This window comes from Chelatococcus sp. HY11 (genome assembly GCF_018398335.1).
GTDB lineage: Bacteria > Pseudomonadota > Alphaproteobacteria > Rhizobiales > Beijerinckiaceae > Chelatococcus.
Genome location: NZ_JAHBRX010000001.1, coordinates 4,188,133 through 4,202,996 on the forward strand (window position 1 = coordinate 4,188,133; position 14,864 = coordinate 4,202,996).

Annotated in this window: 15 protein-coding genes; 4 read left to right on the forward strand and 11 right to left on the reverse strand. The window is 60.8% G+C overall.

Features of this window, described 5'->3' with window-relative positions; translation table 11 throughout:
* Positions 1–17: 17 nt before the first annotated feature.
* The 9 genes from KIO74_RS19050 to KIO74_RS19090 all read right to left on the reverse strand — a co-directional run bounded on the left by KIO74_RS19050 (position 18) and on the right by KIO74_RS19090 (position 9,192).
* Entirely contained in the window at positions 18–995 is a 978-nt protein-coding gene (locus tag KIO74_RS19050; protein WP_213333325.1) for a type II secretion system F family protein, read from the reverse strand.
* 40 nt (positions 996–1,035) lie between these two features.
* Positions 1,036–2,013 carry a type II secretion system F family protein gene (locus tag KIO74_RS19055; RefSeq protein WP_213333326.1) on the reverse strand — a complete coding sequence of 326 codons (978 nt, stop codon included), beginning with the start codon at positions 2,011–2,013 and terminating at the stop codon, positions 1,036–1,038.
* Positions 2,014–2,058: 45 nt separating this feature from the next.
* Positions 2,059–3,498, reverse strand: a complete 1,440-nt coding sequence (locus KIO74_RS19060; protein WP_213333327.1) for a TadA family conjugal transfer-associated ATPase — start codon at positions 3,496–3,498, stop codon at positions 2,059–2,061.
* A gap of 206 nt (positions 3,499–3,704) precedes the next feature.
* A complete protein-coding gene (locus KIO74_RS19065; RefSeq protein ID WP_249731067.1) occupies positions 3,705–4,991 on the reverse strand; it encodes a CpaE/TadZ family protein in 1,287 nt (428 codons plus the stop codon).
* Positions 4,988–5,680, reverse strand: a complete 693-nt coding sequence (locus KIO74_RS19070) for a CpaD family pilus assembly protein (RefSeq protein WP_213333328.1) — start codon at positions 5,678–5,680, stop codon at positions 4,988–4,990. Before KIO74_RS19070 ends, KIO74_RS19065 begins: the two co-directional genes overlap by 4 nt.
* Positions 5,681–5,723: 43 nt before the next feature.
* Positions 5,724–7,214, reverse strand: a complete 1,491-nt coding sequence (locus KIO74_RS19075; protein WP_249731068.1) for a type II and III secretion system protein family protein — start codon at positions 7,212–7,214, stop codon at positions 5,724–5,726.
* A gap of 5 nt (positions 7,215–7,219) precedes the next feature.
* The gene (gene cpaB, locus KIO74_RS19080; protein ID WP_213333329.1) at positions 7,220–7,999 is read right to left on the reverse strand and encodes a Flp pilus assembly protein CpaB; all 780 of its coding nucleotides are present in this window, start codon (positions 7,997–7,999) and stop codon (positions 7,220–7,222) included.
* Positions 8,000–8,304: 305 nt separating this feature from the next.
* On the reverse strand, positions 8,305–8,811 hold the full coding sequence (locus KIO74_RS19085; RefSeq protein ID WP_213333330.1) for an A24 family peptidase: 507 nt from the start codon (positions 8,809–8,811) through the stop codon (positions 8,305–8,307).
* A 189-nt stretch (positions 8,812–9,000) separates the two neighbouring features.
* Complete coding sequence (locus tag KIO74_RS19090) at positions 9,001–9,192, reverse strand: Flp family type IVb pilin (protein ID WP_213335889.1); 192 nt, start codon at positions 9,190–9,192, stop codon at positions 9,001–9,003.
* Positions 9,193–9,572: 380 nt separating this feature from the next.
* On the opposite strand from KIO74_RS19090, the gene KIO74_RS19095 reads away from it, so the two are divergent.
* The 4 genes from KIO74_RS19095 to KIO74_RS19110 all read left to right on the forward strand — a co-directional run bounded on the left by KIO74_RS19095 (position 9,573) and on the right by KIO74_RS19110 (position 12,111).
* On the forward strand, positions 9,573–10,139 hold the full coding sequence (locus KIO74_RS19095) for a pilus assembly protein N-terminal domain-containing protein (RefSeq protein WP_213333331.1): 567 nt from the start codon (positions 9,573–9,575) through the stop codon (positions 10,137–10,139).
* Between the two features lie 76 nt (positions 10,140–10,215).
* A complete protein-coding gene (locus KIO74_RS19100; RefSeq protein ID WP_213333332.1) occupies positions 10,216–10,716 on the forward strand; it encodes a TadE family protein in 501 nt (166 codons plus the stop codon).
* Positions 10,713–11,342, forward strand: coding sequence for a TadE/TadG family type IV pilus assembly protein (locus KIO74_RS19105; RefSeq protein ID WP_213333333.1), 630 nt, complete (start codon positions 10,713–10,715; stop codon positions 11,340–11,342). The genes KIO74_RS19100 and KIO74_RS19105 overlap by 4 nt, the downstream gene beginning before the upstream one ends.
* A 133-nt stretch (positions 11,343–11,475) precedes the next feature.
* On the forward strand, positions 11,476–12,111 hold the full coding sequence (locus KIO74_RS19110) for an HAD family hydrolase (protein ID WP_213333334.1): 636 nt from the start codon (positions 11,476–11,478) through the stop codon (positions 12,109–12,111).
* Here the strand turns inward: KIO74_RS19110 and KIO74_RS19115 are convergent.
* Both KIO74_RS19115 and KIO74_RS19120 read right to left on the reverse strand, forming a co-directional pair.
* Positions 12,108–12,935, reverse strand: coding sequence for a class I SAM-dependent methyltransferase (locus KIO74_RS19115; protein ID WP_213333335.1), 828 nt, complete (start codon positions 12,933–12,935; stop codon positions 12,108–12,110). The genes KIO74_RS19110 and KIO74_RS19115 overlap by 4 nt on opposite strands.
* 111 nt (positions 12,936–13,046) lie before the next feature.
* Positions 13,047–14,546: a phosphomannomutase/phosphoglucomutase gene (locus KIO74_RS19120; RefSeq protein WP_213333336.1), complete on the reverse strand. Its 1,500-nt coding sequence runs from the start codon at positions 14,544–14,546 to the stop codon at positions 13,047–13,049.
* Positions 14,547–14,864: the final 318 nt, after the last annotated feature.

Sequence of the window (14,864 nt, forward strand, 5' to 3'; positions counted from 1 at the left end):
TATCGCGGTGATGCCGGCTATTTCCATTTGAAGACCTGGATAAGTGCTGGCGTGATGATCACCATGAACAAGACCGGCAGGAAGAAAAGAATCATCGGCACGGTGAGTTTGGGAGGAAGCGCGGCCGCTTTCTTCTCCGCTTCGTTCATGCGCGCATCGCGGCTTTCCTGCGCCAGAACGCGCAGCGCCTGGCCCACCGGCGTTCCGTAGCGCTCTGCTTGAATGAGCGCGGTCGTCACGTTCTTCACCGATTCGACGCCGGTGCGAATGCCGAGGTTTTCATAGGCCTGGCGGCGTTCGGCCAAATAGGAAAGTTCGGCCGTCGTCAACATCAGTTCCTCGGCCAGCGCTATGGACTGCGCGCCGATCTCCTGGCTGACCTTCCGGAAAGCCTGCTCGACGGACATGCTGGATTCCACGCAGATCAGCAGGAGATCAAGGGCGTCCGGCCAGGCGCGCTTGATGGATTGCTGTCGTTTCTGTGTCCGGTTGGCGAGGAAGAGTTCGGGTAGCTTGATGCCGGCGTAGGTTGCCGCGATGACGATGCCAAAGCGAACCATCCCGGGGAATTGGCCGACCTTGAGCACGAACATATAGGTAATCGCGACAATACAGAACCCGATGGGTGATATAAGCCGAAAGAAAAGGAAGTTTATTTCCGCGGAATTGCCGCGATATCCGGCCATGCTCAACTTCATTTTCGCTGTCTCGGTGCCGAGCCATTGCGAGAGATTGAGCCGGTCGACGACTTGCTTCATATAAGCCTTTGGCGCCGGACGCAGGCTCGCGCGCTGGGCTTGTGCAGCGCCAAGGCGTTCGCGCTCGCGTTGGCGAATACGCTCCCGCTCCGATGCGACCGATTTCATGCGCTTGCCCAAGGTGTCCGCGGCCATCAGGGGCATGGCAAGCGTCAGAACCGTCGCACCCACGCAAAGCGCTATCAGGATGCTGAACATGAATTGTCGGTCCGCGATCATGCTGAGGAAAGCTGACATGGCTCACTCCCGGTCCTGCAGGTATCGCGACGGCAAAAGTTCATATGTCGAAGCTGATCATTTTCTTCATGACCAGAACGCCTATAGCCATCCAAAGGCCAGATGCGGACAATGCTAGAAGTCCCGTATTCGTCGTCCAAAGGAAGGCGATGTATTTCGGGCTCGTGATATAGACAAGAGCGGTGACAATGAAGGGAAGGGCGCCGATGATGGCGGCGGATGCCTTAGCCTCCATGCTCATCGCCGTGATCTTTCCCTTCATCTTGCGGCGCTCGCGCAAGACGCGGGACAAGTTGCCGAGGGCCTCGGAAAGATTTCCGCCCGACTGCTGCTGAACGGCGATCACGATGGCGAAGAAATTCGCCTCCGCTGCTGGAATGCGCTCGGGCAAGCGGCCGACAGCGTCCGCGACAGGCATGCCGAGAACCTGGGCTTCGACGATGACGCGGAACTCGCTGCGCACGGGCTCCGCGGCTTCACTCCCGATAATCTTCAGGCAGTCGCCGACTGGCAGGCCGGCCCGGATGCCTCGCACGATGATGTCGAGCGCATTCGGTAACTCCTCGATGAACCGGTTGATGCGGCGTTTGGTGAGATAGGAGAGAATCCAGCGTGGAAGGCCGGACGCTCCGACGAAGAGGCCGCCGGCCGCAACCCACGGATTGCCGGATGACGCGCCAAGCAGGAGGCCGACGAGGAGGCCAATGATGACGCTGACGACAAAGAAGCGCTTCTTGCTCCAGGCGAGCCCGGCGCGGGCCAGCCGTGTTTCAAGCGGCACCTTGTGCTTGGCTTTTTGTCTCGCCTCGAGGTCCCGCAGGCTCTGGGCGATCTGGTCGCGTCGGTTCACGGCACCGTTCGCCCTTTCAATGGCACGCTGCGCCGGAGGCGCAACGAAAGTCTTCTGACGTTCTTCGATACGGGCGCGCGATGAAAGATACGGGAAGAATAGGACATAGGCCGTAGCGCCAGCCGCAATGGTTGACAGTATAACGATGAGAAGAGCGTCAAAATTCATGGCGTAATTTCATACATGATGTTATGGCACTGTCCCACGATGCATCTACGCGGCTCCGGCGATGCCAGCCTTCTGCTCAATGGTGTCGAGCGCCCGCGCCAATCGCTGTTCCTCGCCGAAGTAGCGCGCGCGTTCCCAGAAGCGCGGCCGGCCTATGCCGGTTGAGCGATGATGTCCGACGATGTGCCCATTCGTGTCTTCGCCCACGATCTCGAAGGTCATGAGATCCTGGGTAATGATGATGTCTCCCTCCATCCCAAGCACTTCCGTGATCTGCGTAATACGGCGCGATCCGTCACGCAGGCGCTGGGCCTGGACGACCACGTCGACAGACGCGCAGATCATCTCGCGGATGGTGCGGGAGGGCAGAGAGAATCCGCCCATGGTGATCATCGACTCAAGACGAGAGAGCCCCTCGCGGGGCGTGTTGGCGTGGAGTGTGCCCATCGAGCCGTCATGGCCCGTATTCATGGCCTGGAGCAAATCGAAGGCTTCCGGTCCACGCACCTCGCCGACGATGATGCGTTCGGGGCGCATGCGCAGGCAATTGCGCACGAGATCGCGCATCGTCACCTGTCCTTGTCCCTCCAGATTGGGAGGGCGTGTCTCCAGGCGAACGACATGAGGCTGCTGAAGTTGCAATTCGGCGGCGTCTTCACAGGTAATGATGCGCTCCTTGTCCTCAATGAAGCGCGTGAGACAATTGAGCAATGTCGTTTTGCCTGAACCCGTTCCACCGGATATGATGACATTGCATCGCACGCGGCCGATGATCTGCAAGAGTTCTGACCCCTCCGGCGAGATGGAGCCATAGCGGACGAGATCATCGAGCGTCAGCTTGTCACGGCGGAACTTGCGGATGGTCAGGGCGGGGCCGTCGATTGACAGCGGCGGACCGATGACGTTGACGCGCGACCCGTCCGGCAGGCGCGCATCGCAGATGGGAGAGGCCTCGTCAACACGTCGCCCAACCTGGCTGACGATGCGTTGACAGATGTTCATCAGCTGTTGGTTGTCGCGAAAGCGTATATTTGTCTGCTGAATGCGGCCGGATACTTCGATATAGGTGCGATCCGCGCCGTTGACCATGATATCGGCGATGTCGTCGCGCGCCAGCAGGGGCTCGAGGGGGCCATAGCCAAGGACATCGTTGCAGATGTCCTCGAGCAGCCCCTCCTGTTCGGCGATCGACATGACGAGGCTTTTCAGGCCGATGATTTCCGTGACGATATCACGGATCTCGTCACGCGCGCTCTCCGCGTCGAGCTTCACGAGCTGCGTCAAATCGATCGCCTCGATAAGCGCCGCGAAGATCATATTCTTTGTTTGATAATATCCATCGGAGTGGCGCGGCACATCTGGGGCATGTGCGGGAGGTGGCGCGGCAGCGGATGGCGCGGGACGCGCCTCTACGGCGAGTGGCGCGGGGGCAGCGGGCTCGGGCTTGCGGGCCAAGGCTTCCTGTCCCGATCTTTTGCCAAACATTGCAACAATACTCCTGTAGCGCGGTTAAGCTCTCCGGTGCGTCTTCCGCGGCCTTGCGATATCCCGGGCATGTTCCATGTAATGAAGCTGCTACGAAGTGTCGGCTGGAATCCGCCGCGACTTCAGATCAATTGCTCCAAGGCCGCGCCCTGCCTTCCGAGCCAAGTTAAGCAGCAGCGATAATCAAGCGGCCATGGCGCGGCACTTCAGTGTCCACCTCTCTTCAGGGCTGCGAGTTTAGCCAGCAGGGCCTGCAGGAATTTGGTTTCATCGGCGCTCTTCTTTGTTCGTCCCATGATCGTCGTCGCGAGTTCGTTTAATGTTTGCGCGGCCCGGCCGTTCGGCTGCACGTGGTGCAACATTTGGCCGTTGTTGGCGGCATTGCCGAAGAGCTGCGCGTCGAAAGCGATTGTCGCGGTTGGTGTGAGGCCAACGGCCTTGGCGAAGTCCTGGACGCTGATCTCAGGTCGCTTCGGCAGTCCGAGCTGGTTGAGGACCAGGTAGGGTTGCCGGTCCGAGGGCCGGGCCTGGCGCAGCATGTCGACCATGTTCTTGGTGTTGCGCAAGCTGGCGAGATCGGGAGCGGCGACGATCACGATCATGTCCGCGTCCACGAGCGCATGGCGTGCCCAGGATGTCCACAAATGCGGCAGATCGAGTACGACGACGGGATGAGCGGATCGAAGTGTGCCGAGCAACTTGTCGATGACCGCCTGGTCGAGATCCCAGGTGCGGTCGAGAACCGCCGGGGCCGCAAGCAGGTTGAGGTTGTCGGCGCATTTTACCATGAGGCGATCGATGAAATTATTGTCGAGCCGGTCCGGCGCGGCCAAAGCATCGGCGACGCCTTGTGGTGGATCCAGGTTGAGGTTGAGGCTCGCCGTGCCAAAGGCGACGTCGAGATCGGCGATGACGGCGGCGAGGCCTAGCTCGCGCGCGACGGACGCCGCGAGATTATGGGCAATGGTCGAGGCGCCCGCGCCCCCCTTTGCGCCGACCACGGCAACGATACGCCCGAAAGACTGGCTATCCGGCCGATTGTATATATCGGTGATTGTGCGGATGAGGTCGAGCGGCGCGACCGGCGTAATGAGGTATTCACTGACGCCGCGCGTTATCAGTTCGCGATAGAGCTGGATGTCGTTGACATGGCCAACGACGATAACCTTGGTTCCGGGATCGCAGACATGGGCCAGTCCGTCCAGCGCCTGAAGTGTCTCAGCTCGTCCTGCCTGCGTTTCCACAATGATTACGTTCGGGGAATGCGCACTGCCGAGCGTTGCTTCCGCCGCAGCGATGCCGCCGTGGTGAATGGCGACTTGCGCGCGCAGCATGTGCCGGTCGCGGGCCGCGGCGACGATGCTCTCCGTCGTCTCCGCGGTTTCGCAGAAAGCTGACACGGCGATGCGCGGCACGGGCGGCATGGCCGGTGGCAGCGGGTCGGCGGGTTGCGAAGGTTGGGGAATGGCGGAGCGAAGGACGGGTGTCGTCATTGGCCCAAATCCTCGACACGCTGCGTCGATCGATAAACAGTCGATGGATCCTTGCCCTGGCGCAGTTGCCCAATGCCGCGCAGGCGCTTCTGCGTGTCAAGGACACTTTCCTGACGCGGGCGGGCAAGATCAAGCGGCTCGGCTATCTGGGCGGCGAAATTGGCTTGATAGGCACAGCCAAAGTTCCAGTAGGCGGCGTTGGTCCATCCATCTGTCGAGCTGCCGCTCGCAAGATCGGACGGCCAGCGACCGCATGTGCTCGCGACCGTTACGCCGAGCTTCATGAAGCTGAGGCGCAGGGTCGGCACGGCATCCCCGTCTCCGGGGCTATAACGCGTCGTGGCGATCGCGCTCGCGGGGATACCTGCCGCGGCAAGCTCGCGCTGTGTCGCACGCAACGTGGCGTGGACGGCGGGCTCCTGCCCAGTGCCGGCGGGCACGAAGACGTGGACCTCGCTTTTGCCATGGAGCCGGTAGTTGCCGGCGAAGGCGCGGATATCGGCAGCCTGGCGGCCGTCGAGATGGCTTCGGCCGGTTACGGCTATGCTCAGCAGTTCCGCCCGGTCGGCGATGACGAGCGGGTGACGCTGTTGATAGTCATAAGGGAGGTCGACGCTCTCCACCCGCCTGTTCGCACCGCAGGCTGAGAGGGCGAGGGCCAATGCTGCGCAGGCCGCCAGATGAAGCATGCGCCTTTGCCTGAAGCGACTGCCGGGAGGGGCGGAAAAGCCGTCAGTCATTGATGAAACCGATGCGATTGGGGGCGCCGCCCTTGATGGCTTTGTCTACTTTCGGCCCATAAATGCGATTGACCCGACCGAGGAATACGCCTTGAGGATCCATGGCATCGGCGAAGCCGTCGTCCGGGCGCGTGATTTCATGAGCGCTCATGGGCTTGGCGATATAGGGGCTCACCGCGATCATGAGTTCCGTTTCCTGGCGCTGGTAGTCACGCGAGCGGAAGAGGACGCCGAGAATGGGAAGGTTGAGCAGCCCTGGCAGGCCGGTGATGGCCTGCCGCGAATTCTGTTGGATCAGGCCTGCCGTGACCATCGAGCCGCCGGACGGCAACTCCACCGTGGTTTCAGAGCGGCGGACCTTGAAGCCTGGGATGTTGAACGATGCATAGCGTGTGGAATTCTGCGCATCGATTTCCGAAACCTCGGTCGCCACACGTAGGCTCATGCGCCCTTCACTCAGGACGACGGGCGTGAATGTCAGAGCGACACCGAATTTCTTGAATTCGATCGACGGCGTGCAGGTGGAGGTTCCTGTTCCGGAGCAACTATAGCCGGACGGAATGGGCACTTCGCCACCCACGAGGAAGGCTGCTGTCTCCCCCGAGATGGCCGTCAGGGTCGGCTCCGCCAGAGTGCGGGCCACACCGGCCTGCTCGAGCGCGCGGAGCGTCACGCTGTTCTTGCTGCCAAAGTTCGAGGTAATGGAATTGCCGGGCGTGCCCTGCACGGGAAAGGCATTGGTCGTCACCGCGTCCAGGGATATACGCCCGAGGTTCCAGGTGCCGGACGAATCCACGCCCAGTTGCTTCAGGACGTTGCGTTGAACTTCAGCGATGGTCACCTTGAGCATCACCTGATCCTTGGCGCGCACGGTCAAGGCGTTGATGACGTTCCCTTTCCCGCCGCCGCTCGCGGCCGAACTCGTCGCGACGAAGGCCCCCGCGACATCGGCGATCTGCTGGGCTTCCACGGCCGAACCGACTGTGCCGGTGAGGAGGATAGACTCTCCCACCGCGCGCGCGTCCACAACGGCCTGGGGCGCGACCGCCTTGATGGTTTGCCGCAAGACGTTCAGGTCACGGCCGACGGTGATGTCGATGGAAGCAAGTTGCTGGCCAGCGTCATCCAGTGCGATGATGGATGTCGCGCCGTCACCGACACCGATGATGAAGAGCTTGCGCGTCGACCGGACGACCGCATTCGCGACTTTTGGGTCTGCGACAAAGACCTCCTTGGCGTCCCGCGAGAGATTGATGATTGTGGAACGCCCGATGGACAATTCGACCCGCCGCATTTGCGCCGGTTCGTAGGTGATACTGGGCCTCAGCCCATTGTCCGCCATTGCGGGAACGACCAGCAGCATAAGCAGGCCAACCAAAGCCAACAAGGTCGTCCGTAGCACGATGCTCGCGTCGAGGCCTCGACGTGGAGGCGGTGGGGAATAAATGGCCGTTGCAAGGCCGGGTTCGGGCGGAAAGCGCATGCCGCTCAGCGTCCTCCTGTCTGGGACGCAACTCCGAAACGCACGATCGTCATGCTGTCCTCGGGATCGATCGCGACGGCAGCGACATCGGCATCGGTGAGAGAGCGCAGCACGAGCGAGAGCTGCCCGTTCTTTTGAGCACGCGTCAGGATCTCCGCCTGGCGCGGATCAACCTCAAGCGTCGCGTTCTCGCCACTGACCACACGCTCACCGGCCTTCTCCTGCACGATCTGGCCAATGGCGAGCACGCGTATGTTCTGCAGAATAGTCTGCGCGAGGATCGTCTCGTTGCTGCCCTGCTGCTCGCTCCGATACGTGCGGATGACGTCGACGCGATCGTTGGGCAGAATGAAGCCGCCGGCGGAACTGCTGCCACGGCTATCGATGGTGATGGCCATGGCCCGCTTGCCGGATGGAAGCATGGCCGACATGAAGCCGGAGCCGTTGGCCTTGATCAGGCTTTCCCGGCGGACCAGGTCACCGCTGGCGATACTGGCGCGGGCGATCGTGCCGGTAAGTTCGGCGACAGCCTCGGCGGTGTCGCGTTTCGTGATCGCGTAGGCTGGAAGGCTATCAGCAGGCCAGGTCTGCCAGCGCAGGTTTTCCTCTTTGACCGTACTGCCCATGCCGATATCGCTCGCAGTCACCAGGACCTCAACGGTCCGCAACGTGGGCTGCGCCGGAAGCGACGGTGCTGGGGTTCTGCTCGTGCCACGTGCGAGGTAGGCCGCCGAGATGCCAGCGGCCAATGCTATGCCGAGAACGACGAAACGTGCTGATTTCATTGCAGCCGCAATCCAACGACACGCTGAAACATGATTGAGGGGCGGCTGGCCCGCGGAGACGTCCGCCACATGGGCCTGCCAGTAAGGGCTCATACCGACTGACGCGCCGGATTGGTCATGAACCGCCGGCGGGGTACATCAGAACATGGCGTGACGCAGCAATATGGCCATTTATGCGCGCCAATATGTCAACTAATGGTTAATAGGATACGACATCAAAATAGCCAGCCGTTGCAGTGTGAATAGAGGCATCGCATATCGCGCACATCAACGCAATAAGTATAGATTTACTTATATAATCCGCATCACGAGAGCATTGTTGCTTTCCATATGGCGCTATCTGGGTAGATAATCAGTCCGGCCGTTGCGAGCGCCATGCCATAAGGAACGCCAGTCCCTGCACCGTGGAGCCGGCGTGCCCATGCCCATTCTTCCGCGAAGACAGGCAGCGGCATGCGCCTGGCGACCAGCAATGCCAGCGTGAGGCCAGCGCCGATCAACGAGGTCAGAACTGCGTAATCCAGCAACGGCATCGTCGGGCCGAACCAGAGCGCGGTAGCTGCCGCCAGTTTCGCGTCTCCTCCACCGATCCAGCCGCAAGCGAAGAAACAGAACGTGACGGCAAGCATGAGAACGGCCGCCGTGGCATGGAGGCCTATCGTCGTGGCGGACAGACCTGCCACCGGCGCGAAGAGAGAAAAGCCGACAATCAGTACCAGCGGAATGAAGTTTGGGATTGTCATGGTCATGATGTCGTTGACCGCGGCCAGTATCATAAGAAAAGGAAACAGAATAAGCAGGGTCATTATCATAAAATATAATCTCTCTGCAGGATATTATCTTATATGAAGTGCAATGATCATTTTTGTTGATGTGAGTTGACGCTTGAATAAAAAAGCGGCCGCTGCGCCGAGTAGGGCACGCGACCGCTTTGTATGATTCCGGGAGCCCGCATTCCATTATGGGCCGGGCTACGCGGACTGGTATCCGTGGTGCCGCGATCAACCGCCGGCGGCGTTGCCAGCTTCTGTTGTCAGGCGTGTCCCGATGCCGTTGAACAATGCGGACAGTCCACTCTCAAGCTGCGTCAGCGCGCCAATAATAGCGACGGCGACCAGGGCGGCGATCAGGCCGTATTCAATAGCCGTTGCGCCATTTTCATCTTTCAAGAAACGCGAAAACAACATTACCATATCTACTGCTCCTTGCACCAGGTTCTCATCATCAAGCGCCTCTCTTTGTTTGGCGCTACCGGAACCATGGCTCACCGTAACACCGCAACCATTGCGCCTCAGTTAAATTCAAGGAAAAAGACATACAGAGTTTTTCTCCCTTATCTCATAGTCAATATGTCGTTTATAAGATTTTTTCGATTATAATAAGTATTATATAAAAAATACTCGTCATAATAATTGGTATTGAGAATAGGGTTTTGGTATAATAATTTCTTTATGTTTCGCGAGTGGGTGCGATATGTTGTTTTTCATTAAGTTGCACCGCGATGGTTATCCGAACGTTCATTGTCCATGGCGTAGGGTCGGTGTTATCCGTATCTGCCTGAAGATCACGAATCATGCACAAGCTTCATCGACAGTCGACATGCCGGGCGTTGCGGTTCAAACCGCTTTCCGGCCAGTTCACGAGCATTCTTTCCTGCCCGCGCATGTCGCCTGCTTTCCCGATACAGGGCGCGATGGCGGCTTGCCTCATCGCTTTGGGCATGGCGATTGTGCCGGATGGTCGCGTCCTGCACGCGGAGCCAACCGAGACAATCAGCGTCAGGACCAATCAGGCCAAGATCATTCGATTGCCGGATAGCGCACAGACCGTGATTGTCGGTAATCCATCGGTGGCCGATGTGTCTCTGCAGAAGAACAATGTTCTTGTGGTCACGGGAAAGAGTTTTGGAACAACAAACGTTATCGCTCTCGATGCGCGTGGTGCCGTTGTCGGGGAATCATTGTTGCGCGTCGAGGCGTCACGCGAGGGGGTCGTGGTTGTTCAGCATGGGCGGCAGCGACAAAGCTTTGTCTGCGCGCCGAACTGCGAGCCGACTCTGGTGATCGGTGACGACACCGATGCTTTCCGTACGTTGAAAAGCCAAATCGAGGATCGCAATGCGCTCGCGCAGGGGAAGTAGGAGGGGAGATGCCACCCGGGCCCCCTGGCCCGGTTTGCCAGCCGCCGCGCGCGCGTTCGCGCGCGCGAACGATGGCGTGACCGCGATCGAGCTTGCGATGGTCGCGCCACTTTTTCTGGCGCTCGCTTTCGCCATCATCCAGACGGCGTTGATCTTCTGGGCCCAGCAGGTGCTCGAAACCAATGTGGATGACGGCGCCCGGCTCGTGCTGACCGGCCGCTCGCAAACGGGCGGCTCAAGCGACAGCGCGCGCCTGACAAGCCTGCGCAACAGCATCTGCGATGGCTCACCGATCGTGATGGTCGGGGCGAGCGAGTGCAAAGCCAATCTACACCTTGATGTGCGGGTTCTGTCCAGCTTCAATCAGGCGGACCTGAACATGCCGATCCGCGACGGGGCTATCGATGTCTCGGGCTTCGGGTATCAAAGCAGCAGCGCCAATCAGATCGTGCTTGTCCGGGCGGTCCTGGAACTTCCGGTTTTCATCGCCTTCGGCAATCCGGCCATCGCGAATCTCGCCAATGGCAACCGACTGATCATGGCGACGGCGGCCTTCAGGACGGAGCCATTCGAATGACAGTCACCGTGAATGGCTTGCTGGCGCGCGCGATGCAAAAGCTTAGTTGTTTTGCCGGCTCACGACATGGCATTGCGGCAATAGAGTTCGCCCTGGTCATGCCTGTGATGGCCCTCATCTATGTCGGTTTCGTCGTCATCACCAATGGCGTCGCGCTCAATCGCAAGGTCTCGATCATGGCACATACGCTGGCGGATCTGACCGCGCGCGTGCAGATCGTTACCGATAGCGAGCGCGACCTGGTTTTCAGTGCCGCGCGAGCTGTTCTCTCGCCCTATGCGCCAGCCGGCGTCACCTTGGTGCTCTCCAGCGTTTATATTGACAGTAACGGCGTCGCCAAGGTGGTTTGGAGCGACGCCAACCGCAGCGGGGCAGCGCTCACCCGGGGGGGCGTCTACACCTTCCCCGCCGGCGCGGCAGGCCTGGCGATCAGGAATTCGTCACTGATCGTCGGCGATGTCACCTATCCCTATTTCGACGGCTGGGCCGAGGTCTTGAGTTCTCTTGGCTTTCCCATGTCCGCCTTTCGTGATGGTGTGCTGACGATGCGCGAGACGCGCACATTGACACCGCGGCTCGTGCCGCGCATTTCGCGCATCATGAGCAATGGCACCGTCTATCAGTAGTCCTGCTGAAATGCGTGGCAAGCCATTCCCAATTCCGGTAGAGCAGAGAGCGTGACGGAGAGTCCTTCGCCTTGTGTAGCGCGATGGCTGGAGAGTTCCCGTGTCCGGCGGTTAAGAGTTGTGGGACGGAGAGATGGTAACGACGCAGGCTCAGGCATCTTCCCCACGTGTCGTTGTCTTCGATGTCGGCGCGGTTCTTCTGGAGTGGGACCCGCGGCACCTCTACCGCAAGATCTTCGCCGGTGATGATGCACGCATGGAGCATTTCCTCGCGGAGGTCTGTACGCAGGCTTGGAATCTCGAGCAGGACCGTGGACGCTCGTGGGGCGAGGCTATCGCTGAACGCACGGCGCTTTATCCGGATTGGGAGGCCGAGATCGCGGCCTTCGACGCGCGTTGGAGCGAGATGGTGCCGCATGCGATCGAGGGCACTGTGGCCTTGCTCGCGGCTCTGCGAAGCGCCGGCGTGCCGACCTATGCGATCACCAATTTCTCGGCGGAGAAGTTCATCCTCGCGCGCGAACGCTTTCCGTTTCTCGGCGGCTTCGATGGCATCGTCGTCTCCGGGGAGGTACTTCTCGTCAAGCCGGATCCGGCGATCTTCACGCTCTTTCTGGAACAGAACGGGCTGACTGCGGCAGAGTGCCTGTTCGTCGATGACAACGAGGCCAATATCGCGACGGCGCGGCAGCTGGGCTTCACCGCCCACCAGTTCTCCGCGCCTGAACACTTCGCCGATGCGCTCAAGGCTTCGGGATTTCCCGTCTAGGTCGCCCGCGCGATCATCGCGACCGGGGCGATATGCCCCTTCTGCAAGGCGCCCAGCACATTCTCCATACACTGGCCTCCGGCCGGGCCCATCAGCAGGTGCAGGCCAAGCGGCGGGGCGCCCTCCTTTGCGACCTTCTCCCGCATGGCTTTTGCAAGGTCGAGCGCCAGCGCGGACCGATCATGCGCTGCGGCGATGATGAAGCCCGCACCCTCGAGGGCATTGCGATAGGTATCGGGGCGCTCGACATGGCTTGTGACGCTCGTTTGCGCCCAGGGCATTGGGAACGGCAGTTCCACATTGTCCAGCCGCATCACGTCATAAACGCCAAATCGACCGCCGGGCTTCAAAACCCGGCGGATCTCGGAGAACAGCGCGGTCTTGTTGGGAATGTTCATCCCGACATGGATAAGAGTCGCGGCGTCGAAGTGGCTAGAGGGGAAGGGAAGCGCGAGCGCGCTTGCCTTGGTGAACGTCACCCGGTCGTCGAGGCCGCACCGCTTCGTCAGGGCCGTTGCGACGGTGACATAGTCCTCGGTGAGATCGATGCCGGAGACGGTGCAGCCGCAGGCTTCGGCGAAATAGCGGGCCGGCCCGCCTATTCCTGAACCGACATCGAGCACATGCTCACCCTTCGTCAGTCCAAGATCGGTCGCCAGGGCGACGGTCGCCGCATGCCATCCAAGATGAAATTCATCCGCTCCACGAAGGTCGGTGGATGTCAGATGATCGATATCCGCGCCGGAAGCGTGCAACGCGTCGAGGATCGCGTTTTCAAGGCCTGCGCGGCTGTAGTGGTTTGCAACCTCTCTCTCAGTGTCCATAGGGCCTGCTCCCCTTCGTGCGGCCGGAAAGCCGCGCGGCGCGCGGCTTTCCGGTCCTGTTTTCGGGGTTGGCTGGCCATCCGTCGGCCGGGCCCTTGCGAGCCCAGTCGATCAGAATGTCTGATTGTAGGCGCCAACCTCCGGATTCTCACGCAGCACGTCGTCGATCGCCTTGAACATCTCACGCGTGCGCGCTTCCGAGACCGGGCTCTCGATGACGACGACCAGTTCCGGCTTGTTGGACGAGGCACGCACGAGGCCCCAGGTGCCGTCTTCGGAGACGACGCGCACGCCGTTGACGGTAATCAGGTCGCGAATCGATTGGCCGGCGACGGTCTCGCCGGCCGCATGCATCGCCTGGAACCGCTTCACGACGCGGTCGGCCACCTCGTATTTTACCTCGTCGGCGCAATGGGGCGCCATGGTCGGCGTACCCCAGGTCTTGGGCACCTCGCGGTAAAGATCGGCCATCGACTTGCCGGGGTTGCGGTCGAGCATGTCGCAGACGGCGAGCGCCGTGACTAGGCCGTCGTCATAGCCGCGGCCAACGGGCGCGTTGAAGAAGAAGTGGCCGGATTTCTCGAAGCCGGCGAGCGCGTTGAGATCGCGCACGCGGCGCTTGATGTAGCTGTGGCCGGTCTTCCAGTAGTCCGCCTTCACGCCGTTCTTGATGAGGACGGGATCGGTCACGAACAGTCCGGTGGACTTCACGTCGACCACGAAGGTGGAGCCGGGATGCAGCGTCGAGAGATCGCGCGCCAGCATGACGCCGATCTTGTCGGCGAAGATTTCCTCGCCCTCATTGTCGACCACGCCGCAGCGGTCGCCGTCGCCGTCGAAACCGAGGGCGACGTCGGCGCCGACCTCGCGCACCTTGTCCGCCATGGCATGAAGCATCTTCATGTCCTCGGGGTTCGGATTGTAGCGCGGGAAGGAGTGGTCGAGCTCGGTATCAAGCGGGATGACCTCGCAGCCGATCGCCTCGAGGATCTGCGGCGCGAAGGCGCCAGCGGTGCCGTTGCCGCAGGCGGCGATGACCTTGAGGCGGCGCTTCAGTTTCGGCCGGTTGGTGAGATCGGCGATGTAGCGCGCCGGGAAGTTCTCGATGAACTCGTAGCCGCCGCCGTCACGGGTCTTGACGTTGCCCGAGAGCACGATTTCCTTCAGCCGGCCCATCTCGTCGGGACCGAAGGTGACAGGGCGCTGGGCGCCCATCTTCACGCCGGTCCAGCCGTTGTCGTTGTGCGAGGCGGTGACCATGGCGACCGCCGGCACGTCGAGATCGAACTGAGCGAAATAGGCCATCGGCGACATGGCGAGGCCGATGTCCTTGACCCTGATGCCGGCCGCCATCAGGCCGGAGATCAGGGCGTATTTGATGGATGAGGAATAGCCGCGGAAATCGTGTCCGGTGACGATTTCAGGCTTTGTTCCAAGCTCGTGGAGTAGGGTGCCGAGGCCGATGCCCAGCGCCTGAACCCCCATGAGGTTGATTTCCTTCTGGAACAACCAGCGCGCGTCGTATTCGCGGAAGCCCGTGGGCTTCACCAACGGCAGCGACTCGTAATCATAGGTATTGGGCGTGAGGGACGTCTGGGGCTTTGGAAACATGGGCACCACTTGTTGTTGCGGCTAGAAACGTGAACGTTCATCGCATGATGGACCATACGCGCGGATGCGTATTTGGCAAAGTGATCATGAACGCCGCCTTTAACATCGCGATGAAAGGGGCAATTTCATGCCCGGCCTGGTCGGCAGCGTCATCGCGCTGCGAGCCAGCTACCCGGCACATCGGGATGGCGGGGACGAGGCGGTCACGACGTCGTGCAGAGAATCACAACGGTCATCCCGGAAGCCGCGGAGCGGCTGACCGGGATCCATGAACACAGTCGGCGCTCCAGGGATACTCGCTGTGTTCATGGATCCCGG